Source organism: Dorea phocaeensis (assembly GCF_900240315.1).
Taxonomy (GTDB): domain Bacteria; phylum Bacillota; class Clostridia; order Lachnospirales; family Lachnospiraceae; genus Dorea_B; species Dorea_B phocaeensis.
The window spans coordinates 331310-353850 of record NZ_OEPZ01000002.1 but is presented as its reverse complement, the minus strand read 5'-3'; the positions used below and the strand labels follow the sequence as shown (position 1 = coordinate 353850).

At 45.0% G+C, this 22541-nt stretch carries 21 protein-coding genes and 1 other annotated feature; of the genes, 20 read left to right on the top strand and 1 reads right to left on the bottom strand.

Features of this window, described 5'->3' with window-relative positions; genetic code table 11:
* The first annotated feature begins 25 nt into the window (after positions 1-25).
* From C0979_RS05695 to C0979_RS05630, 14 genes are all read left to right on the top strand, one after another.
* Entirely contained in the window at positions 26-1261 is a 1236-nt protein-coding gene (locus tag C0979_RS05695; protein ID WP_101695092.1) for a threonine/serine exporter family protein, read from the top strand.
* A gap of 150 nt (positions 1262-1411) precedes the next feature.
* Positions 1412-1561 (top strand): 50S ribosomal protein L33, encoded by a 150-nt coding sequence (gene rpmG, locus C0979_RS05690; RefSeq protein ID WP_076781083.1) that lies wholly within the window; start codon positions 1412-1414, stop codon positions 1559-1561.
* Positions 1562-1585: 24 nt separating this feature from the next.
* On the top strand, positions 1586-1777 hold the full coding sequence (gene secE, locus C0979_RS05685; RefSeq protein WP_101695091.1) for a preprotein translocase subunit SecE: 192 nt from the start codon (positions 1586-1588) through the stop codon (positions 1775-1777).
* 33 nt (positions 1778-1810) lie between these two features.
* Positions 1811-2326: a transcription termination/antitermination protein NusG gene (gene nusG / locus C0979_RS05680; protein ID WP_101695090.1), complete on the top strand. Its 516-nt coding sequence runs from the start codon at positions 1811-1813 to the stop codon at positions 2324-2326.
* A gap of 64 nt (positions 2327-2390) precedes the next feature.
* A complete protein-coding gene (rplK, locus tag C0979_RS05675; RefSeq protein ID WP_101695089.1) occupies positions 2391-2816 on the top strand; it encodes a 50S ribosomal protein L11 in 426 nt (141 codons plus the stop codon).
* A 56-nt stretch (positions 2817-2872) separates the two neighbouring features.
* The gene (gene rplA / locus C0979_RS05670) at positions 2873-3565 is read left to right on the top strand and encodes a 50S ribosomal protein L1 (RefSeq protein ID WP_101695088.1); all 693 of its coding nucleotides are present in this window, start codon (positions 2873-2875) and stop codon (positions 3563-3565) included.
* 157 nt (positions 3566-3722) lie between these two features.
* Positions 3723-3860 (top strand) — a sequence feature (ribosomal protein L10 leader region).
* Between the two features lie 33 nt (positions 3861-3893).
* Entirely contained in the window at positions 3894-4457 is a 564-nt protein-coding gene (rplJ, locus tag C0979_RS05665; protein ID WP_101695087.1) for a 50S ribosomal protein L10, read from the top strand.
* A gap of 47 nt (positions 4458-4504) precedes the next feature.
* Positions 4505-4882 (top strand): 50S ribosomal protein L7/L12, encoded by a 378-nt coding sequence (gene rplL, locus C0979_RS05660; protein WP_101695086.1) that lies wholly within the window; start codon positions 4505-4507, stop codon positions 4880-4882.
* Between the two features lie 284 nt (positions 4883-5166).
* Positions 5167-9033: a DNA-directed RNA polymerase subunit beta gene (gene rpoB / locus C0979_RS05655; protein WP_101695085.1), complete on the top strand. Its 3867-nt coding sequence runs from the start codon at positions 5167-5169 to the stop codon at positions 9031-9033.
* A gap of 14 nt (positions 9034-9047) precedes the next feature.
* Positions 9048-12716 (top strand): DNA-directed RNA polymerase subunit beta', encoded by a 3669-nt coding sequence (gene rpoC / locus C0979_RS05650; protein WP_101695084.1) that lies wholly within the window; start codon positions 9048-9050, stop codon positions 12714-12716.
* 185 nt (positions 12717-12901) lie between these two features.
* Positions 12902-13111 carry a FeoA family protein gene (locus C0979_RS05645; protein ID WP_101695083.1) on the top strand — a complete coding sequence of 70 codons (210 nt, stop codon included), beginning with the start codon at positions 12902-12904 and terminating at the stop codon, positions 13109-13111.
* A 51-nt stretch (positions 13112-13162) separates the two neighbouring features.
* Complete coding sequence (locus tag C0979_RS05640) at positions 13163-13381, top strand: FeoA family protein (RefSeq protein WP_101695082.1); 219 nt, start codon at positions 13163-13165, stop codon at positions 13379-13381.
* A gap of 19 nt (positions 13382-13400) precedes the next feature.
* A complete protein-coding gene (gene feoB, locus C0979_RS05635) occupies positions 13401-15590 on the top strand; it encodes a ferrous iron transport protein B (RefSeq protein ID WP_101695081.1) in 2190 nt (729 codons plus the stop codon).
* Positions 15591-15639: 49 nt separating this feature from the next.
* Entirely contained in the window at positions 15640-15807 is a 168-nt protein-coding gene (locus C0979_RS05630; RefSeq protein ID WP_101695080.1) for a FeoB-associated Cys-rich membrane protein, read from the top strand.
* 13 nt (positions 15808-15820) lie between these two features.
* Here the strand turns inward: C0979_RS05630 and C0979_RS05625 are convergent, their stop codons facing one another.
* A complete protein-coding gene (locus C0979_RS05625; RefSeq protein WP_101695079.1) occupies positions 15821-16582 on the bottom strand; it encodes a sulfite exporter TauE/SafE family protein in 762 nt (253 codons plus the stop codon).
* 160 nt (positions 16583-16742) lie between these two features.
* Between C0979_RS05625 and C0979_RS05620 the strand changes: the two genes are divergently transcribed.
* The 6 genes from C0979_RS05620 to tuf all read left to right on the top strand — a co-directional run bounded on the left by C0979_RS05620 (position 16743) and on the right by tuf (position 22432).
* Positions 16743-17306 carry an HD domain-containing protein gene (locus C0979_RS05620; RefSeq protein WP_101695078.1) on the top strand — a complete coding sequence of 188 codons (564 nt, stop codon included), beginning with the start codon at positions 16743-16745 and terminating at the stop codon, positions 17304-17306.
* Positions 17307-17315: 9 nt separating this feature from the next.
* Entirely contained in the window at positions 17316-17792 is a 477-nt protein-coding gene (locus tag C0979_RS05615) for a VanZ family protein (protein ID WP_101695077.1), read from the top strand.
* Between the two features lie 117 nt (positions 17793-17909).
* Positions 17910-18332, top strand: a complete 423-nt coding sequence (gene rpsL, locus C0979_RS05610; protein ID WP_101695076.1) for a 30S ribosomal protein S12 — start codon at positions 17910-17912, stop codon at positions 18330-18332.
* A 184-nt stretch (positions 18333-18516) separates the two neighbouring features.
* A complete protein-coding gene (gene rpsG / locus C0979_RS05605) occupies positions 18517-18987 on the top strand; it encodes a 30S ribosomal protein S7 (RefSeq protein WP_207653806.1) in 471 nt (156 codons plus the stop codon).
* A 14-nt stretch (positions 18988-19001) separates the two neighbouring features.
* Positions 19002-21119, top strand: coding sequence for an elongation factor G (gene fusA / locus C0979_RS05600; RefSeq protein ID WP_101695074.1), 2118 nt, complete (start codon positions 19002-19004; stop codon positions 21117-21119).
* Positions 21120-21238: 119 nt separating this feature from the next.
* A complete protein-coding gene (gene tuf, locus C0979_RS05595) occupies positions 21239-22432 on the top strand; it encodes an elongation factor Tu (RefSeq protein ID WP_101695073.1) in 1194 nt (397 codons plus the stop codon).
* Positions 22433-22541 lie beyond the last annotated feature (109 nt).

Sequence of the window (22541 nt, the reverse complement as noted above, 5' to 3'; positions counted from 1 at the left end):
TTGATTGAGACAGGAGGGCATAACTATGGATTACAAAAGGATCGTCCAGGGGATTCTGGATATTGGAGAGGAAATGCTGGTCTGCGGTGCGGAAAACTTCCGTCTGGAGGACAGTTTATATAGAATGTGCAAAAGCTATGGATTTGTCCAGTATGATGTGTTCGTGATACCGAGCAACCTTCAGATTACGATTGAGACGCCGGAGGGTGAGATTATTACTCAGATTCGTCACATTGAGTCGACGGACGTGAATTTTGACCGGCTGGATTATTTGAATAATTTGTGCAGGTATGTCTGCAAGAACAAACCGGATGCACAGGAGATTCAACAGAAGCTTCAGGAGGTAAGAGAAAGACCGGGACAGCGTTGGTTTACGCCATATCTTGCGGCGGTGATGGGAGGAACCGGGTTTGCTGTGTTCTTCGGAAGTGATTTCGCGGATGCGCTGGTGGCGGTGATTGTGTCGTTGATGATCGTTGTTGTCGGAGGCTGGCTTGGTAAGAGAGAGGGAAATGTGCTGATCTATAATCTGATCCTTTCTTTCTTATCAGAAATGATCATTATTCTCTGTGTCCGGATGGGACTTGGAAGTCATCCGGAGCGGATTATGATCGGAATCGTGATGCTGTTGATCAGTGGACTTGGTACGACCAATGGAATTCGGGATATTCTGCAGAGGGATTTCATCTCCGGGTTCTTAAATATTATGAATTCGCTGCTTGGTGCGGCGGGAATTGCGTTCGGAACGGCTCTTGCTATGTTCCTGCTTGACGGCGTGATGGCAGAAGGATTTATCATAAACCATGATGTTCCGATTCAGCTGATCTCCTGTACGATTGCCTGTACAGGATTTGCATTCTGGTTTAAAATCCGGGGAAGACAGGTCATGTATTCCGGAATTGGCGCGTTTTTTACCTGGGCGATTTATTTGATCGTCTATGAAATCCGGCCAAGCAACTTTTTGGCAACGATGCTGGCGGCAGTGTTTGTGGCGGCTTACGCATTTGTGATGTCAAGAATTAATAAGGCTCCGTCGACAATCTTCCTGACGGCGTCCGTGTTCCCGCTGATTCCGGGACCGAATCTCTACTATATGATGTACGGCTGCGTCAGCCAGGATATTTCTATGGCGTTTGGAGAGACGGTGGTGCTGTTTGCGACCTGTCTGGCGATTGGATTTGGATTCATCATTGTCGATGTGGCATCTAGAAGCATTATGCATGCATTGAAACGGGAATATCATATTGGAAAGAATTCTTAAGGGAAAAGGCTTGCTTTTTATAAGCTTGTATGATACACTATCATGGCGAATGGAAGCAGGCTTTTTTTTTATGCCTAAAAAACGGATGGCATAAAGAAGAGAAGTCCAAGCAACACGTTAACTTAAGAATTACAAAGCGAGGTGGAAGTTGTGCGTACAAGAATTACATTGGAGTGTACAGAATGCAAGCAGCGTAACTACAACATGACAAAGGATAAGAAGACACATCCTGAGCGCATGGAGACAAAGAAGTACTGTAGATTCTGCAAGTCACACACATTGCACAAAGAAACAAAATAGTCGCCGTAAAGGAGTGTGAATGTCATGAGTGAGAAGACTCAGAAGAACAGCTGGTTCAAAGGGCTTAGTAAAGAGTTTAAGAGAATCATTTGGCCAGATAAAATGACAGTTGCAAAACAGACGGCAGCAGTTGTTTCTGTATCCGTAGTCTTGGGAATTATTATCGCGGTTGTCGATTTTGTTGCCAAGTACGGAGTAGATTTATTAGTAAAATAGAACTGATAAACTGCAGGCAGGAAAGGTGAGTTTATGTCAGAGGCAAAATGGTACGTAGTTCATACCTATTCAGGGTATGAGAACAAGGTAAAAGCCAACATTGATAAGACGATTGAGAACAGACATTTAGAAGACCAGATTCTGGAAGTCAGAGTCCCAATGCAGGATGTTGTTGAGATGAAAAATGGCGTTCAGAAGACGGCTCAGAAAAAGATGTTCCCGGGATATGTGCTGATTCACATGGTTATGAATGATGATACTTGGTATGTGGTTCGTAACACGAGAGGGGTAACTGGATTTGTAGGTCCGGGATCCAAACCGGTTCCGCTTACGGATGCAGAGATGGTGCCGCTTGGAATTCAGCGAGAAGATATTACGGTGGACTATAAGATTGGCGACACGGTTCAGGTTATTGCCGGAGCGTGGGCAGATACCATCGGTATGGTACAGGCGATCAACGTGCAGAAACAAAGTCTTACAATCAATGTTGAGTTATTTGGCCGGGAGACACCGGTTGAAATTAATTTCGCAGAAGTGAAGATGCTGTAAACGCAGAAAACAAAAAAGTGGGAGGGGCGGTTCGTCCCGACATCACCACAAGGAGGTAATGAAAATGGCAAAAAAAGTAGAAGGTTATATCAAATTACAGATTCCTGCTGGCAAAGCAACTCCGGCACCACCGGTTGGACCTGCTCTTGGTCAGCACGGTGTAAATATCGTTGAATTCACAAAGCAGTTCAACGCTAGAACAGCAGATCAGGGAGATCTGATCATTCCTGTAGTTATCACTGTTTACAATGACAGAAGCTTTAGCTTCGTAACAAAGACACCACCGGCAGCAGTTCTGATTAAGAAGGCCTGCAACATCAAGTCTGGTTCTGGTGTTCCGAACAAGACAAAGGTTGCTACAATTACAAAGGCACAGCTTCAGGAAATCGCAGAGATGAAGATGCCAGACTTAAATGCAGCAACAGTAGAGGCTGCTATGAGCATGGTAGCAGGAACTTGCCGAAGCATGGGTGTAAAAGTAGAAGAGTAGACAGTAAACAATTCGTGGGAGGGTTATCCCGACATTACCACAAGGAGGTTATTTAGATGAAAAGAGGAAAGAAATATGTTGAAGCTGCAAAAGCAATCGACAGAGGAACACTCTACGATGTAGCTGATGCGGTATCATTAGTAAAGAAGACTGCAGTTGCAAAATTTGACGAGACAATCGAAGCTCATATCAGAACCGGATGTGACGGACGTCACGCTGACCAGCAGATTCGTGGTGCAGTTGTACTGCCACACGGAACAGGTAAGAAGGTTCGTATCCTGGTATTTGCAAAAGACGCTAAGGCTGAGGAAGCTAAGGCTGCTGGAGCAGATTTCGTAGGAGGAGAAGAACTGATTCCAAAGATCCAGAATGAGAACTGGTTTGAATTCGACGTAGTCGTAGCTACACCAGACATGATGGGTGTTGTTGGACGTCTTGGACGTGTACTTGGACCTAAGGGACTTATGCCGAACCCGAAGGCTGGTACAGTAACAATGGATGTTACAAAAGCCGTTCAGGAAATCAAAGCCGGTAAGATTGAGTACAGACTTGATAAAACAAACATTATCCATGTACCAGTAGGAAAAGCTTCCTTCACTGAAGAACAACTTACGGACAACTTCCAGACGCTGATTGACGCAATTAACAAAGCAAGACCGGCAGCAGTAAAGGGTCAGTTCTTAAAGAGCGTGACACTTACTTCTACCATGGGACCTGGTGTAAAGATCAACCCAATGAAGCTTGTATAATTGACGTGATATAAAAGAGTCTCTGAATGATCTGGTTTCGGATCGTTCGGGGGCTTTTTTTGTTTGCAGGAATATCGGATGAATTTGCGTTTATGGAAGTTGAAAAATGCAGGCTTGCGGAATTTGAAAAAAGTCTTGACAGATAAAAGGGAATGTGGTATTTTAATAAAAGTTGCCGAAGACAGCAGGTGCGTAAGCGTAAGTTGAGAGACGCCTGCCGAGGAATGTTAGATTTGTTAGAGACGAATTTACAACACCTTTGTGTCTTTGGATGCGAAGGTGTTTTTTTGGCAGCATACCCAAAATAATATAAGGAGGTGCACCATTCGTGGCAAAAGTTGAATTAAAACAACCAATCGTACAGGCTATTGCAGAAGATGTCAAAGATGCAACAAGTGTTGTATTAGTTGACTACCGTGGATTAACTGTTGCAGAAGACACAGCTCTTCGTAAAGAGTTAAGAGACGCAGGAATCATCTACAAAGTTTGTAAAAACACAATGATGAAAAGAGCTTTTGAAGGAACTGACTTTGCTCAGTTAGACGAGCACTTGGAAGGACCGAGTGCTATTGCAATTTCTAAAGATGATGCAACAGCACCAGCAAGAATCCTGTGCAAGTTCGCTAAGAACGCTAAGGCTCTTGAGTTAAAAGCAGGTGTGATTGAAGGTACAGTATACGATGTAGATGGACTGACAGAACTGTCCAAGATCCCATCAAGAGAAGAGTTACTGTCCAAGTTACTTGGAAGCTTACAGTCACCAATTACAAATCTTGCTCGTGTTCTTAATCAGATCGCAGAGCAGGGCGGAGCAGAGAACTGTGAAGCAGCAAAAGAAGACGCTGCAGAGGAAGCTCCAGCAGAGGAAGCGGCAGAGACTACAGCAGAGTAGTTAGATGCTCATAAAATGAAAATAATTTAAAATGGAGGAAAATAATAATGGCAAAGTTAACAACAGCTGAATTTATTGAAGCAATCAAAGAGTTATCTGTATTAGAATTAAATGAATTAGTAAAAGCTTGTGAAGAAGAATTTGGTGTTTCTGCAGCAGCAGGTGTAGTAGTTGCAGCAGCAGGCGGAGAAGCAGCAGGCGGAGAAGCAGAGAAAGATGAGTTCGATGTAGAGTTAGTATCTGCAGGAGCATCTAAGGTTAAAGTAATCAAGGTTGTTCGTGAGATCACAGGTCTTGGACTGAAAGAAGCTAAAGAAGTAGTAGATGGCGCTCCGAAGGTAATCAAAGAGGGCGTTTCTAAAGCAGAAGCTGAAGAGATCAAGACAAAACTTGAAGGTGAAGGAGCAGAGGTTGCCCTTAAATAATCACCTCGTTTATCGTAAGAAAAAATCAGGAAGTTTCGCAAGAAGGCAGTTTCGCTGTAAGCGGAGCTTCCTTTTTTTATTAAAAAGGTTCCTCTGGCAGAAAAAATGAAATTGTGCATTGACAAGCCTTAGAATGTTGTGCTATAGTAAAAAATGCACTATTGTGGAAAGTTATGCCATGATTTCGTGCAGAAACGGTTTGAAAATCCCGTTTCTAAAGGATTGCAATGTAGTATGGGCAGCTCGCAGCCCACAAAAAAAAGATAGAGGAGTGAAACGTCAATATGGAGAAAAACAGAATTCGTCCCATCAAAAGTGGAAAAAGTTCTCGTATGAGCTATTCCAGACAAAAAGAAGTTCTTCAGATGCCGAACCTGATTGAAGTGCAGAAGGATTCTTATCAGTGGTTTCTGGATGAGGGGTTAAAAGAAGTATTTGATGATATTTCCCCAATTGCAGATTACAGTGGTCATTTGAGTCTGGAATTTGTAGATTTTACCTTATGCGAGGATGAGGTGAAGTACACCATCGAGGAGTGTAAGGAACGTGATGCAACTTACGCTGCGCCGTTGAAGGTGAGAGTGAGACTTCACAATAAAGAGACAGACGAGATCAACGAACATGAGATATTCATGGGAGATCTGCCGCTGATGACAAGCACCGGTACGTTCGTAATCAATGGAGCTGAGCGTGTTATCGTCAGTCAGCTGGTTCGTTCCCCGGGAATCTACTATGCAATTGCACATGATAAAATCGGTAAGAAGCTGTATTCCTCCACTGTAATTCCAAACCGTGGTGCATGGCTGGAATATGAGACGGACTCCAATGACGTTTTCTATGTACGTGTAGATAGAACAAGAAAGGTGCCGATTACCGTGCTGATCCGTGCGCTGGGCGTTGGTACAAATCCAGAGATTGTAGAATTGTTCGGTGAGGAGCCGAAGATTCTGGCAAGTTTCGAGAAAGATGCTGCGACCAATTATCAGGAAGGCCTTCTGGAATTATATAAGAAGATTCGTCCGGGAGAGCCTCTGGCAGTAGACAGTGCAGAGAGCTTGATTACCAGCATGTTCTTTGATCCGAGACGTTATGACCTTGCAAAAGTAGGAAGATACAAATTCAATAAAAAGCTTGCGCTTAAGAACCGTATCACAGGTCAGATTCTGGCAGAGCCTGTTGCAAGCGTACTGACAGGTGAAGTAATTGCTGAAGCTGGAACCAAGATCACCAGAGAACTGGCGGAAGAGATTCAGAATGCTGCTGTTCCGTATGTATGGATCGAGAGAGCAGACGAGGAAAGAAGCATTAAAGTTCTTTCCAATATGATGGTAGACCTGGCAAGTGTTGTAGATATTGATCCGCAGGAAGTTGGCGTGACAGAGCTGGTATACTATCCGGTTCTGGCAGGACTCCTGGAAGAGACAGCAGGCGACATCGATGAATTGAAAGACGCAATCAGACGCGATATTCACGATCTGATTCCAAAACATATCACAAAAGAAGATATTTTTGCTTCTATTAACTATAATATGCATCTGGAATATGGCCTTGGAAACGATGATGACATCGACCACCTGGGTAACAGACGTATCCGTTCTGTAGGAGAACTTCTTCAGAACCAGTATCGGATCGGTCTTTCCAGATTAGAGAGAGTTGTTCGTGAGAGAATGACGACGCAGGATCAGGAAGGAATTTCACCTCAGTCCCTGATCAATATCAAACCGGTAACTGCAGCGGTGAAGGAGTTCTTCGGATCTTCTCAGCTGTCACAGTTCATGGATCAGAATAACCCGCTTGGTGAGCTGACTCACAAGAGACGTCTGTCTGCACTTGGACCAGGTGGTCTGTCAAGAGACCGTGCCGGATTCGAGGTCCGAGACGTACACTACTCTCACTACGGAAGAATGTGTCCGATTGAGACCCCTGAAGGTCCGAACATCGGTCTTATCAACTCTCTTGCAACCTATGCAAGAATTAATCAGTATGGATTTATCGAAGCTCCGTACCGTAAGATCAACCATGATGATCCGGCAAATCCGGTGGTAACGGAAGAGGTTGTTTACATGACGGCAGATGAAGAGGATAACTACCATGTGGCACAGGCGAATGAGCCTTTGGACGAGGAAGGTCACTTCATGCACAAGAACGTATCTGGTCGTTACCGCGAAGAGACTCAGGAATACGAGAGAAAAGTGTTCGATTACATGGACGTTTCTCCTAAGATGGTGTTCTCTGTTGCGACAGCGCTGATTCCGTTCTTGGAAAACGACGATGCGAACCGTGCGCTGATGGGATCTAACATGCAGCGTCAGGCAGTGCCGCTTCTGATGACTGAAGCTCCGGTTGTCGGAACAGGTATGGAAGAAAAAGCAGCGGTTGACTCCGGTGTATGTATCGTAGCAGAAGAAGCCGGTGTGGTAGAGCGTTCTACTTCTACAGAGATTGTGATTCGTCAGGCAGATGGCAATTTAAAGAAATACAAACTGACCAAATTCCTTCGTAGTAACCAGAGTAACTGTTATAACCAGAGACCAATCGTATTCAAGGGCGACCGCGTAGAAGCAGGAGATGTGATTGCTGACGGACCGTCTACGTCTAACGGAGAGATGGCGCTTGGTAAGAACCCTCTGATCGGTTTCATGACTTGGGAAGGATACAACTACGAGGATGCGGTTCTCTTAAGTGAGAGATTGGTACAGGATGATGTTTATACATCTGTTCATATCGAAGAATATGAGGCAGAAGCTCGTGATACCAAGTTAGGACCAGAAGAGATTACCCGTGATATTCCGGGTGTCGGCGATGAAGCCCTCAAAGACCTGGATGAAAGAGGTATTATCCGTATTGGTGCCGAAGTGCGTGCAGGAGATATCTTGGTTGGTAAGGTAACGCCGAAGGGTGAGACAGAGCTGACAGCAGAAGAAAGACTGCTTCGTGCGATCTTTGGAGAAAAGGCACGCGAAGTAAGAGATACATCCCTGAAAGTACCTCATGGAGAATATGGTATCGTTGTAGATGCGAAAGTATTTACAAGAGAGAATGGAGACGAATTATCTCCTGGCGTGACACAGGCAGTGCGCATCTATATCGCACAGAAGAGAAAGATCTCTGTGGGTGATAAGATGGCCGGACGTCACGGTAACAAGGGTGTCGTTTCCCGTGTACTTCCGGTAGAGGATATGCCGTTTTTGCCAAACGGACGTCCGCTGGATATCGTGCTGAATCCGCTGGGTGTGCCTTCTCGTATGAATATCGGTCAGGTATTGGAGATTCACCTTTCCCTGGCTGCAAAAGCACTTGGATTCAACATCGCAACACCAGTCTTTGACGGTGCGAACGAGAATGATATTATGGATACGCTTGACCTGGCAAATGACTATGTCAACTTAAGCTGGGAAGAATTTGAAGCGAAGCATAAAGAAGAGCTTCTTCCGGAAGTTCTGAAATATCTCTATGACAACAGAGATCACAGAAAACTGTGGAAGGGCGTTCCGCTTTCCAGAGATGGTAAGGTTCGTCTGCGCGATGGACGTACCGGAGAGTTCTTCGACAGCCCGGTAACGATTGGACACATGCATTATCTGAAACTGCATCATCTGGTTGATGATAAGATCCATGCCCGTTCAACTGGTCCTTACTCACTGGTAACACAGCAGCCATTAGGAGGTAAGGCGCAGTTTGGTGGACAGCGTTTCGGAGAGATGGAGGTTTGGGCTCTGGAGGCTTATGGTGCATCTTATACCCTTCAGGAAATCCTGACCGTGAAGTCTGATGATGTGATCGGACGTGTGAAGACATACGAAGCGATCATCAAAGGAGAGAACATTCCGGAGCCAGGAATTCCGGAGTCATTCAAGGTACTCTTAAAAGAGCTTCAGTCTCTTGGACTGGACGTACGGGTGCTGCGTGAAGACAATACGGAAGTGGAGATTATGGAGACTGCCGATATGGGAGAGACCGATTTCCGCTCATTAATTGAAGGAGACAGAAAGTACCGTCAGGACGATGATCTTGGGGCACACGGATACACCGAGCAGGAATTCCAGGGAGAAGAACTTGTGGATGTAGAAGAGCCTGAAGACGAAGAATTCAGCATGGAATTTGAAGAAACGGATGACTATGGATATGATGATATGTCAGATGATGAATAGGAAGGGGTGCCAGTATGCCAGAAAATAATAAGGAACAAACATATCAGCCAATGACTTTTGATGCAATCAAAATCGGTTTGGCATCACCTGAGAAGATTCTGGAGTGGTCCAGAGGAGAAGTTACAAAACCTGAGACAATTAACTATAGAACCCTGAAACCTGAGAAGGATGGTCTGTTCTGCGAGAAGATCTTCGGACCAAGCAAGGACTGGGAGTGTCACTGTGGAAAGTACAAGAAGATCCGCTATAAAGGCGTGGTCTGCGACCGCTGTGGCGTAGAGGTTACCAAAGCAAGTGTGCGTCGTGAGCGTATGGGTCATATTGACCTGGCCGCTCCGGTGTCTCACATCTGGTACTTCAAAGGAATTCCAAGCCGTATGGGACTGATTCTTGACCTGTCTCCAAGAACATTGGAGAAAGTTCTGTACTTTGCCTCTTACATTGTACTGGACAAAGGAGAATCAGATCTTCAGTATAAGCAGGTGCTGTCTGAGCAGGAATATCAGGAAGCAAGAGAAAAATGGGGCAGCACGTTCCGTGTAGGAATGGGAGCTGAATCCATCCAGGAACTGCTTAGAAATATTGACCTGGAAAAAGAATATACAGAGCTGCAGGAAGGCTTAAAGGGAGCAACCGGACAGAAACGAGCAAGAATTGTGAAGCGTCTGGAAGTTGTGGAAGCATTCCGTGAGTCTGGAAACAAGCCGGAGTGGATGGTTATGACAGCGATTCCGGTGATTCCGCCGGATCTTCGTCCGATGGTACAGCTGGATGGAGGGCGTTTCGCTACGTCTGACCTGAATGATCTGTATAGAAGAATTATCAATAGAAATAACCGTCTGAAACGTCTGCTTGAGCTTGGCGCGCCAGATATTATCGTAAGAAACGAAAAGAGAATGCTGCAGGAAGCTGTAGATGCCCTGATCGACAATGGACGCCGCGGTCGTCCGGTAACAGGACCTGGAAACAGAGCGCTTAAGTCACTGTCTGATATGCTGAAAGGTAAATCCGGACGTTTCCGTCAGAACCTGTTAGGTAAGCGTGTTGACTACTCTGGACGTTCCGTTATCGTCGTAGGACCGGAACTTAAGATTTACCAGTGCGGTCTGCCGAAAGAAATGGCAATTGAGCTGTTCAAGCCATTCGTTATGAAAGAACTTGTTCAGAATGGAACTGCGCATAATATTAAGAATGCAAAGAAGATGGTGGAGAGAGTTCAGCCAGAAGTATGGGATGTCTTAGAAGACGTTATCAAAGAGCATCCAGTTATGTTGAACCGTGCCCCTACGCTTCATAGATTGGGAATCCAGGCGTTTGAGCCGATTCTGGTAGAGGGTAAGGCGATTAAACTTCACCCATTGGTATGTACTGCATATAACGCCGACTTTGACGGTGACCAGATGGCGGTTCACCTTCCGTTATCTGTAGAAGCACAGGCAGAGTGCCGATTCCTGCTGTTGTCACCAAACAACCTTTTGAAGCCTTCTGATGGTGGTCCGGTAGCCGTTCCTTCTCAGGATATGGTTCTTGGTATCTATTATCTGACACAGGAAAGACCGGGAGCTAAGGGAGAGGGCAAATTCTTCAAGAGCGTTAACGAGGCGATTCTTGCATACGAAAATGATGCAGTGACACTTCACTCTCGCATCAAAGTGCGTGTGACAAAGACTCTTCCAAACGGAGAAGAGATGACGGGAACGATCGAGTCTACACTGGGAAGATTCATTTTCAATGAAATTATTCCTCAGGACTTAGGATTCGTTGACCGTGAAGTAGAAGGCAATGAACTTCTTCTGGAAGTGGATTTCCACGTAGGAAAGAAACAGTTAAAACAGATTCTTGAAAAAGTAATCAATACCCATGGTTCTACCGCAACAGCAGAAGTTTTAGATGCGGTAAAATCCATTGGATACAAGTATTCTACAAGAGCTGCTATGACGGTATCTATTTCAGATATGACCGTGCCTCCGCAGAAGCCGGAGATGATTCAGCAGGCGCAGGATACAGTAGATAAGATCACAAAGAACTTTAAGCGTGGTCTGATCACAGAGGAAGAGCGTTATAAAGAGGTTGTAGAGACCTGGAAGGCAACTGACGATGCCCTTACAGAGGCACTGTTGTCTGGTCTTGACAAGTACAACAACATCTTTATGATGGCTGACTCCGGAGCCCGTGGTTCCGACAAGCAGATCAAACAGCTTGCAGGTATGCGTGGATTGATGGCAGATACAACAGGTCGTACGATCGAGCTTCCAATCAAGTCCAACTTCCGTGAAGGTCTGGACGTATTGGAGTACTTTATGTCTGCGCATGGAGCGCGTAAAGGTCTGTCTGATACAGCCCTTCGTACAGCCGACTCAGGATATTTGACCAGACGTCTGGTAGACGTATCTCAGGAGTTGATTATCCACGAAGTAGATTGTGCTCCGAAGAACGGCGAGATTCCAGGAATGTATGTAAAAGCATTCATGGATGGAAATGAAGAAATCGAAAGCTTGCAGGAGCGTATTACAGGACGTTACCTGTGCGAAAATATCGTTGATAAGGATGGAAACATTCTTGTAAAAGCAAACCATATGGTAACACCAAAGCGTGCAGAACTGATTATGAAGAAGGGTGTAGACGAGAACGGCGAGACTCTGACACAGATCAAGATTCGTACGATTCTGACCTGTCGTTCTCACAGTGGTGTGTGTGCGAAGTGTTACGGCGCCAACATGGCGACCGGAGAGCCGGTACAGGTAGGAGAGGCAGTAGGTATTATTGCAGCTCAGTCTATCGGAGAACCGGGTACACAGCTGACCATGCGTACCTTCCATACAGGAGGAGTTGCCGGTGACGATATCACACAGGGTCTTCCTCGTGTCGAGGAGCTTTTTGAAGCCAGAAAGCCGAAGGGTCTTGCAATTATCACAGAATTTGCAGGAACTGCAAATATCAATGATACGAAGAAGAAACGTGAAATCATTGTAACAAACCATGAGACCGGAGAGTCTAAGGCATATTTGATTCCTTACGGATCCAGAATTAAGATTCAGGATGGCGTACAGTTAGAGGCCGGAGACGAGCTGACAGAAGGTAGCGTGAATCCACACGACATCTTAAAGATTAAGGGACTTCGTGCTGTGCAGGATTACATGATCCAGGAAGTACAGCGTGTATATCGTCTTCAGGGTGTTGAGATCAACGATAAGCATATCGAAGTGATTGTTCGTCAGATGCTGAAGAAAGTTCGCATTGAAGAAGCTGGAGATACAGAATTCCTTCCGGGAACCAATGTTGACAGACTGGAATTTGAAGATGTGAATGAAGCATTAGAGGCAGAAGGCAAGACACCGGCTACCGGAGAACAGATCATGCTTGGTATTACCAAAGCATCTCTGGCAACCAATTCCTTCTTGTCAGCAGCATCTTTCCAGGAGACGACGAAAGTTCTGACAGAGGCAGCGATCAAAGGTAAGATTGACCCATTGGTAGGTCTGAAAGAGAACGTTATTATCGGTAAACATATTCCGGCAGGTACGGGTATGAGAAAATATCGTGATATCAGACTTCAGTCCGATGAGCTGGAAGAAGAACTGCTGGAAGAGGAAGAACTGGATCTGACGCTGGAAGACGAGACATTAGAAAGCGCAGAAAGTGAAGAAGTTGAAGCGGTTGAAGAAGAGATCGTAGAAGAATAAAGCTTATAAAGAAGAAGGATACATCGGAGAGAAAATCTTCGGTGTATCTTTTTTTACTGCCTGATTTTAAATGAAAAAAATTATCAATATCACTATTGACAAAGTGGGCACAAGCGTATAGAATATAAAAGCAAATGATAATCAATATCAAACAAGGAAATATATCATAAAGGAGATGTGATGTGATGCCGCTTACAATGATGACAACAGGCGAGAGTAATGTGATCCGCAGAGTCAGTGGAAATGAAGAAACCAGACGATTTTTGGAAAATCTTGGTTTTGTAGTTGGAACCAAGATAGAGGTGCTCTCTTCGCTGGGAGGAAATGTGATTGTCAATGTGAAGGATTCCAGGGTAGCCATTAACCGGGATATGGCAAAACACATTATGATTTAGCTGCTTTTTAAAATGAAGATTGAGTGAAGTTAAGGACAAAAGGAGAAGAATATGACATTAGGGGAAGCAAAAGTAGGAAGCACCGTAGTGGTGGAAAAGATCGAAGGAGACGGCGCTTATAAACGTCGGATTATGGACATGGGGATTACAAAAGGGAGTGAACTTTACATTCGTAAGGTGGCGCCGCTGGGAGATCCGGTGGAACTTACAGTGAGAGGCTATGAACTTTCTATTCGGAAAAATGATGCAGAATGTGTACAGGTGCGATAGAATAAAGGAGGAAGACAAGATGGAAATGAGAGTGGCGCTTGCCGGGAACCCAAACTGTGGAAAAACGACGATGTTTAACGCTTTGACGGGAGCGAATCAATACGTTGGGAACTGGCCGGGAGTTACCGTGGAGAAAAAGGAAGGAAAGCTGAAAGGAAAAGGCAATGAGGAAGGAATGACGATTACAGACCTTCCGGGAATTTATTCTCTGTCTCCTTATACATTGGAAGAAGTAGTAAGCCGCAACTATTTGCTGGAAGAACGACCGGACGTTATCATTGATCTGGTGGATGCCACGAATATTGAGCGGAATCTGTACCTGACAACACAGCTGATTGAGACGGGAATACCGGTTGTGATCGCGCTGAATATGGCGGATCTTCTGCAAAAGAGAGGGATTCGTATTGATATCAGGAAGCTGTCCAATCTGTTGGGGTGCCCGGTGATTGAGACGTCTGCGCTGAAGCGGATGGGACTTTCGGAACTTCTTTCGGAGATTCGCCGCACAGCAAAGATGGATCGAGAAAACCTTCCGAAGCGGATTTTCTCAGAAGATCTGGAACAGGCAGTAGAGCGGGTGAGCGATCTTTTGCCTGCGGAAGTCGAGGAAGAACAGAAGAGATGGTATGCGGTAAAATTGCTGGAACAGGATGAAAAAGTAATGGGACGGTGGAAAACAGGAGCTTCTTCTCATGTGAGTGTGGATGAAATTCGGAAAAAGCTTGAAGAAAAGTACGATGATGACATGGAGAGTATTGTAACGGATCAGCGTTATCAGTTTGTACAGAAAGTTGTGGAGGCATCCGTAAAGAAATCGAAAGAAAAGATGACGGTATCAGACCGAATTGACCGGGTTGTCACAAGCAGAATATTCGGAATTCCGATCTTCATTGCAGTTATGTTTGTGGTTTACTATCTTTCTGTTACAACGGTAGGAACCTTTATGACGGACTGGACCAATGATACCTTTGTGGTGGCAATTCAGAATGCGGCGGGCGCCCTGCTGGAGAATCTGGGCGTAGGAAACCTGGTGTCAAGTCTAGTGGTAGATGGCGTTATCGGCGGCGTAGGAGCAGTGCTTGGGTTTGTTCCGCAGATGGCGATTCTGTTTCTATTGTTATCCATTTTGGAAGACTGTGGATACATGGTGCGGATTGCGTTTGTAATGGACCGAGTATTTCGCCATTTTGGACTTTCCGGCAAAAGCTTTATTCCGCTGCTGATTTCTTCAGGATGTGGAATACCGGGAATTATGGCGTCACGAACCATTGAGCAGGACAATGACAGACGGCTGACGATTATGACTGCAACCTTTATTCCTTGCGGAGCCAAGCTTCCGGTGATTGCATTAATGGGAGGCGTGATGACCAGCTATGCGACGGGAAGTTATGAAGTGGGAGGCCTGATGGCTCCACTGATGTACTTTGTTGGAATTGCAGCTGTTTTGGTATCTGCGATTATCTTAAAAAAGACGAAACCTTTTGCAGGAAAACCGGCGCCGTTCGTTATGGAACTTCCTCAGTATCATATTCCTCAGGCCAAAACGGTACTTCTCCATGTATGGGAAAGGCTGAAAGGATTTATCATAAAGGCGGGAACGATTTTGTTCCTGGCGTGTGTAGTGATGTGGTTCCTGGGTGGATTCGGATTTACAGATGCGGGATTTGGAATGGTAGAAGAAAGCGGAGACAGTCTGTTGGCAATGATTGGTGGAGTGATTGCACCGATTTTTGCACCGCTTGGATTCGGAGAGTGGCAGCCTGTGGCGGCGTCCTTGTCTGGATTTACAGCCAAAGAAGCGATTGTATCTACCATGGGTGTATTGGCAAATGTAAGTGGTGACACTGAAGATGCAGTGACGGTGGCGCAGGCAGTTAGCGTCTGGTTTCCAAGTGCGCTGGCAGCATTTTCCTTCCTGCTGTTTAATCTTCTGGATTCCCCGTGCCTGGCGGCGATTGCTACCATGGCGCAGCAAATGCAGTCCAGAAAATGGTTTTGGTTTGCGGTTTTATTCCAGAATGTTTTCGCGTATTTGATTTGTCTGAGTGTTTACCAGATTGGATCGCTAATGATGGGCGGTGCGTTTGGAATTGGTTCGGCGGTGGGAATCTTAGTGGCAATTCTGTTTTTATTCCTGTTGCTGCGCCCGGATCCGGGAAAGAAAAACGAGATGTATACGAAGCGTTCGGTACAGGCGGCAAATATTTAAGAAAAATAGAAAAAAGAGCGTCCGGCTTCTTAGGGAAAGGAGAAATGAGATGATTGATTTACTCATAGTTGCGCTGATTTTGGGATATTGTACGTATGTTGTGCTAAAGAGACATCAGCAGAAGAAAAATGGCAGTTCCGGCTGCGGATGTTCCGGCGGCTGCGCCGGCTGCAGTGGAAGCTGTGGACATATGCCGGAAATAAAAACAAAAGAGTAAGAAAGATGGCAGGCTAGAATGGGCCTGCCACTTTTAATGCCAGCAAAAGGAGAACAAGAAGGATGCTGGGCTTGATAATTCGGGCACCATTTTTCATAACGAGTCCTGCGCCGAGGTGACCTCCGATCATGTTGCATGCCGCTGCGGCAAGACCAACGGGAAGTAGAACCTGTCCGTTTAGAAGGAAAATGAGAAGAGAAGTAATGTTGGTGGTCAGGTTGATTACTTTTGCCTGCGCGTTTGCCGTCTTGATTCCCATTTTTGCAAAAACGGTGAATGCAATGATGAGAAATGTTCCGGTACCGGGACCGTAGAATCCGTCGTAACCGCCGATTAGGAATGCAGATATGGCGGCGGTCAGATAGGTGCGGCGATTTAAGATCACTTCGTCAGATCCCTGATCGTGAAAGAGCTTTTTGTTCAGTACCAGACAAGCAGAAATTGGGAGAATGGCAACCATCAGACCAGTCATAATCTGCTCTGGCACCCGCATCGATAAGTGAGCTCCGATGGAAGAGCCGATCATTGCCATAATAACGGCGGGAATGGCAAGTTTTAAGTGAATGAGTCCGTTTCTGGCAAAGCGGATGGTTGCAAGAGTGGTTCCGCAGGCGGAGGACAGTTTGTTGGTGGCGATGGCCGTGTGGGGCGGCAGCCCGGCAATCAGGTAAGCGGGAATTGAAATGAGACCGCCGCCTCCGCCGATGGCGTCAATCATTCCAGCCAGGAATAGAAGTGGACAGATAATAAGAAATGTTTGGCTTGTAATATGCATGATGAGTCCTTTCTAAATGTGTTTGTTTTCTAAAATCATGTATTCGTAAGCTGATTTCTTTCTATTATACAGGAGAATGGGGAAGGGTTCAAACCTTCCTTTTTATAGAGAGGTGTGCTACAATGGCTACAGCAATTAGACATTAGAGGAGGAATAGAAAATGAATCGAGAACAAGCACATGAGATACTTATGAAATATATGAAGGGTGAAAATTATATTGTACATTCCTACGCAGTGGAAGCAATTATGAAAGGGCTTGCAAAGAGACTTGCACCGGATGAAGTGGAATACTGGGGGATTGTAGGACTTCTCCATGATTTAGACGAGGAGCAGTGCGACTGGCAGAATGATATGAGTGTGCATGGCCCAACTTCGGTAGAGATTCTGAAAAAAGAAGGCATCGAGGACAAGGTTTTATTTGATGCGATTTGTGCACACAATCCAAAGAGCGGAATGAAAGCAAAGACGAAATTGCAGTATGCGGTGCTTGCGGCAGATCCGATGAGTGGATTTGTAAAGGCGGTTGCGCAGATTTATCCGGATAAGAAGATTGCAAGTGTAAAGCACAAATCGGTTATGAAGCGTTTTAACGAGCTGCGTTTTGCGTCCGGAGCAAATCGAGACTATATGGAATCCATTGAGTTTACAGGGCTTAGCTTAGATGATCTGATTGATGTGGCATTGGAAGAGATGGGCGCAATCGCAGATGTGCTGGGCTTGTAAGGAAGATTTATGAAACGGATCATTTATACAGGATTAACGCTTGCCTGGATGTGCATTATTTTCTGGTTTTCAGCGGCGCCTGCAAAAGAGTCCTCAGAGATGAGCATGTCTGCCGGCACATTGATCTTGCAGAAACTTGTCCCGGGCTATGAAGAATGGGAGAAAGATCGCCAGCAGGAATTTACCGAGAAGATAGAATACCCTATTCGGAAATGTGCACATGCATCGGAATATGCGATTCTGGGGATTCTATTGATGCTTACGTGGAATAGCTATATACCGGATGCGAAGCGGGGAAGCTTAATAATGTTTGCAGTGGGAGCATTTTATGCTGCCAGTGATGAGTTCCATCAGCTGTTTGTTCCGGGAAGAAGCGGACGGCTGACGGACGTTCTGATTGATTCGGCGGGGCTGTTGGCAGGAATATTTCTTATATATATACTGCTGAAATGCCAAGATTCCAGAAAATCCGGGAAAACATCTTGACAACCGTGAAAAATAGTAATACACTAATTTAGCGTGCACAAAAGGGCATTATATTTTTGTGCCGATATTCATGAAGATGAATATGCAGCTTATTATAATCGTAGGAGGTGAAAGAGAATGCCAACATTTAACCAGTTAGTAAAGAAGGGACGTCAGACAGCTGTAAAGAAGTCTACAGCTCCAGCGCTTCAGAAAGGGTACAACTCTTTAAGAAAGAGAAGTACAGATGCATCTGCTCCGCAGAAGAGAGGTGTATGTACAGCAGTTAAGACAGCTACACCTAAGAAGCCTAACTCAGCTCTTAGAAAGATCGCCAGAGTTCGTCTGTCTAACGGTATCGAAGTAACAAGCTACATTCCAGGAGAAGGACACAACCTTCAGGAGCATAGCGTTGTTCTGATCCGTGGAGGAAGAGTAAAAGACCTTCCAGGTACACGTTACCACATCGTTCGTGGAACACTTGATACAGCAGGTGTTGCAAAGAGAAGACAGGCTCGTTCTAAATACGGCGCTAAGAGACCAAAAGACGCTAAAAAGTAAATCTTAGGATTTACCAAACAAAACCGTAGTCACAAACAGAACTATGATTAAGTAAGTTGCAAGGGATATAGATATCAGCGGCAATGCCGCGAGGTATGGCCTATACCCAGCACTACACTGTATCATTAGAGGACACATGTGAGTACCGATGAATTAAATTAAAATGTTTAAGGAGGGAAGAACCGTGCCACGTAAAGGACATACTCAAAAAAGAGACGTATTAGCGGATCCATTATACAACAACAAAGTGGTTACAAAGCTTATCAACAACATCATGCTTGATGGTAAGAAGGGTGTAGCTCAGAAGATTGTATATGGAGCATTTGAAAGAGTTGCAGAGAAATCCGACAAGCCAGCTATCGAAGTGTTTGAAGAGGCAATGAACAACATTATGCCAGTACTTGAGGTAAAGGCAAGACGTATCGGTGGTGCAACATACCAGGTTCCAATCGAAGTAAGAGCTGACAGAAGACAGGCATTAGCGCTTCGTTGGTTAACATTGTTTTCTCGTAAAAGAGGAGAAAAGACAATGGAAGAAAGATTGGCAAACGAGATTCTTGATGCAGCAAACAACACTGGTGCATCTGTGAAGAAGAAAGAAGACATGCATAAGATGGCAGAGGCTAATAAGGCATTTGCTCATTACAGATTCTAAGGGAGGAAAAGATCTTGGCAGGAAGAGAATATCCATTAGATAGAACAAGAAACATTGGTATTATGGCTCATATCGATGCTGGTAAGACTACGACAACAGAGCGTATTCTTTACTATACCGGTGTAAATCATAAGATCGGTGACACCCACGAAGGTACTGCTACCATGGACTGGATGGCTCAGGAGCAGGAAAGAGGTATCACGATCACTTCTGCCGCTACAACATGCCACTGGACACTGCAGGAAAACTGCAAGCCAAAAGCTGGCGCTTTAGAGCACCGTATCAATATCATTGATACCCCTGGACACGTAGACTTTACCGTAGAGGTTGAGCGTTCCCTTCGTGTACTGGACGGAGCTGTTGGTGTGTTCTGTGCTAAGGGTGGTGTTGAGCCGCAGTCAGAAAACGTATGGCGTCAGGCTGACACATACAACGTACCAAGAATGGCATTCATCAACAAGATGGACATTTTGGGTGCTGATTTCTACAATGCAGTAGAGCAGATTAAAACAAGATTAGGTAAGAATGCAATCTGTCTTCAGATCCCGATCGGAAAAGAAGATGAATTCAAGGGAATTATCGATCTGTTTGAAATGAAAGCTTACATCTATAATGATGATAAGGGAGATGATATCTCCATTACTGATATTCCAGAAGATATGCAGGAAGATGCAGAACTCTATCACACAGAGCTGGTTGAGAAGGTTTGTGAGTTAGACGACGATCTGATGATGCAGTATCTGGAAGGAGAAGAGCCTACTGTTGAAGAGATGAAAGCTGTGCTGAGAAAAGCTACTTGTGAATGTGATGCTGTACCGGTTTGCTGTGGTACTGCTTACAGAAACAAAGGTGTTCAGAAGCTTCTTGATGCAATCATCGAATTCATGCCATCTCCATTAGACGTTCCTGCAATCCAGGGTGTTGATATGGACGGAAATGAGACAGTAAGACATTCTTCTGACGAAGAGCCATTTGCAGCTCTTGCATTCAAGATTATGACAGACCCATTCGTTGGTAAGCTGGCATACTTCAGAGTTTACTCTGGTACAATGAACTCCGGTTCTTATGTACTGAATGCTACAAAAGGCAAAAAAGAGCGTGTGGGACGTATCCTTCAGATGCACGCAAATAAGAGAGAAGAATTAGACAAAGTTTATTCAGGAGATATCGCAGCAGCGATCGGATTTAAGTTCACTTCTACAGGTGATACCATCTGTGATGAGCAGCATCCGGTAATCCTGGAGTCTATGGAATTCCCAGAGCCAGTTATCGAGCTCGCTATCGAGCCTAAGACAAAAGCTTCCCAGGGTAAACTTGGAGAGTCTCTTGCAAAACTGGCAGAAGAAGACCCGACCTTCCGTGCTCATACAGATCACGAGACCGGTCAGACAATCATCGCCGGAATGGGTGAGCTTCATCTGGAAATCATCGTTGACCGTCTGCTTCGCGAATTTAAGGTAGAGGCTAATGTAGGTGCTCCTCAGGTTGCATACAAAGAGGCATTTACAAAAGCGGTTGATGTTGACAGCAAGTATGCAAAACAGTCAGGTGGACGTGGACAGTACGGACACTGTAAAGTTAAATTTGAGCCAATGGATGTTAACGGTGAGGAGACATTCCAGTTCGAGTCTACCGTAGTCGGAGGAGCAATTCCGAAGGAATATATTCCGAAGATCGGTGAAGGTATCGAAGAGGCTATGCAGTCTGGTATCCTTGGAGGATTCCCGGTTGTTGGTATTAAAGCTAACGTATACGATGGTTCTTACCATGAAGTCGATTCAAGTGAAATGGCATTCCACATTGCCGGATCTTTAGCATTCAAGGATGCTATGAAGAAGGCAGCTCCGGTTCTTCTTGAGCCTATTATGAAGGTTGAAGTAACCATGCCGGAAGAGTACATGGGAGATGTTATTGGAGACATTAACTCTCGCCGTGGACGTATCGAAGGAATGGATGACCTTGGCGGCGGTAAGATCGTACGTGGATATGTTCCGTTGTCCGAAATGTTCGGATACTCTACAGATCTTCGTTCCAGAACACAGGGACGTGGTAACTACTCAATGTTCTTCGAGAAATATGAGCCAGTACCGAAATCTGTACAGGAAAAGATCTTATCCGGTAAAAATGATTAATTAAATGCTAAAAAAGCTTGAAAAACACTTTGATTTGAAATATAATCAGAGATAGCCGAGCAAAACGTAAACAATTAAATTTTGCCTTATAAGGCACTATAATAAGGAGGATATTCAAAATGGCTAAAGCTAAATTTGAAAGAACAAAACCACATTGTAATATCGGTACAATCGGTCACGTTGACCACGGTAAAACAACTACAACAGCTGCTATTACAAAAGTATTGGCAGAAAGAGTTGCAGGAAACGTTAAAGTAGACTTCGAGAACATCGATAAGGCTCCAGAAGAGAGAGAGCGTGGAATCACTATTTCTACAGCTCACGTTGAGTACGAGACAGAGAAACGTCACTACGCTCACGTAGACTGCCCAGGACATGCTGACTACGTTAAGAACATGATCACAGGTGCAGCTCAGATGGACGGAGCTATCCTTGTAGTTGCTGCTACAGACGGAGTTATGGCTCAGACAAGAGAGCACATCCTGCTTTCTCGTCAGGTAGGTGTTCCTTACATCGTTGTATTCATGAACAAATGTGATATGGTTGACGATGAAGAACTTCTTGAATTAGTAGAGATGGAAATTCGTGAACTTCTTGATGAGTACGAATTCCCAGGAGATGATACACCAGTTGTTCAGGGATCTGCTCTTATGGCTCTTGAAGATCCAAACGGACCATGGGGAGACAAGATCATGGAACTTATGGATGCTGTTGACAGCTACATTCCAGATCCAGAGCGTGCTACAGATAAGCCATTCCTGATGCCAGTAGAGGACGTATTCTCTATCACAGGACGTGGAACTGTTGCTACAGGTAGAGTAGAGCGTGGTGTTCTTCATGTATCTGACGAAGTTGAAATCGTTGGTATTCACGAAGATACTAAGAAGACAGTTGTTACAGGTGTTGAGATGTTCCGTAAGCTTCTTGATGAGGCTCAGGCTGGAGATAACATCGGTGCTCTTCTTCGTGGTATTCAGAGAACAGAGATCGAAAGAGGACAGGTTCTGTGTAAACCAGGCAGCGTAACATGCCACAAGAAATTTACAGCTCAGGTTTACGTATTAACAAAAGATGAAGGTGGACGTCATACTCCATTCTTCAACAACTACCGTCCACAGTTCTACTTCAGAACAACAGACGTAACAGGTGTATGTAACCTTCCAGAAGGTGTTGAAATGTGTATGCCTGGAGACCACATCGAGATGACAGCTGAACTGATTCACCCAGTAGCTATGGAAGAGGGACTTCGTTTCGCTATCCGTGAAGGTGGACGTACAGTAGGATCTGGTGTTGTTAAAGACATCATCGAGTAATCTTTTGCAATAACTTTGTGTTAAGCGATAGATAAGATTATCACAGGGACTCTCATTGATTTGAGGGTCCCTGTTTTTGTATTCTAAAAGACAGGATTGTTTTTATGTG

Excerpts from the sequence above, each read along its gene's own strand:
- C0979_RS05695 (WP_101695092.1), top strand. The coding sequence starts at position 26 with ATGGATTACAAAAGGATCGTCCAGGGGATTCTGGATATTGGAGAGGAA.
- secE (WP_101695091.1), top strand. The coding sequence starts at position 1,586 with ATGAGTGAGAAGACTCAGAAGAACAGCTGGTTCAAAGGGCTTAGTAAA.
- nusG (WP_101695090.1), top strand. The coding sequence starts at position 1,811 with ATGTCAGAGGCAAAATGGTACGTAGTTCATACCTATTCAGGGTATGAG.
- rplK (WP_101695089.1), top strand. The coding sequence starts at position 2,391 with ATGGCAAAAAAAGTAGAAGGTTATATCAAATTACAGATTCCTGCTGGC.
- rplA (WP_101695088.1), top strand. The coding sequence starts at position 2,873 with ATGAAAAGAGGAAAGAAATATGTTGAAGCTGCAAAAGCAATCGACAGA.
- rplL (WP_101695086.1), top strand. The coding sequence starts at position 4,505 with ATGGCAAAGTTAACAACAGCTGAATTTATTGAAGCAATCAAAGAGTTA.
- rpoB (WP_101695085.1), top strand. The coding sequence starts at position 5,167 with ATGGAGAAAAACAGAATTCGTCCCATCAAAAGTGGAAAAAGTTCTCGT.
- rpoC (WP_101695084.1), top strand. The coding sequence starts at position 9,048 with ATGCCAGAAAATAATAAGGAACAAACATATCAGCCAATGACTTTTGAT.
- C0979_RS05645 (WP_101695083.1), top strand. The coding sequence starts at position 12,902 with ATGCCGCTTACAATGATGACAACAGGCGAGAGTAATGTGATCCGCAGA.
- C0979_RS05640 (WP_101695082.1), top strand. The coding sequence starts at position 13,163 with ATGACATTAGGGGAAGCAAAAGTAGGAAGCACCGTAGTGGTGGAAAAG.
- feoB (WP_101695081.1), top strand. The coding sequence starts at position 13,401 with ATGGAAATGAGAGTGGCGCTTGCCGGGAACCCAAACTGTGGAAAAACG.
- C0979_RS05630 (WP_101695080.1), top strand. The coding sequence starts at position 15,640 with ATGATTGATTTACTCATAGTTGCGCTGATTTTGGGATATTGTACGTAT.
- C0979_RS05625 (WP_101695079.1), bottom strand. The coding sequence starts at position 16,582 with ATGCATATTACAAGCCAAACATTTCTTATTATCTGTCCACTTCTATTC.
- C0979_RS05620 (WP_101695078.1), top strand. The coding sequence starts at position 16,743 with ATGAATCGAGAACAAGCACATGAGATACTTATGAAATATATGAAGGGT.
- C0979_RS05615 (WP_101695077.1), top strand. The coding sequence starts at position 17,316 with ATGAAACGGATCATTTATACAGGATTAACGCTTGCCTGGATGTGCATT.
- rpsL (WP_101695076.1), top strand. The coding sequence starts at position 17,910 with ATGCCAACATTTAACCAGTTAGTAAAGAAGGGACGTCAGACAGCTGTA.
- tuf (WP_101695073.1), top strand. The coding sequence starts at position 21,239 with ATGGCTAAAGCTAAATTTGAAAGAACAAAACCACATTGTAATATCGGT.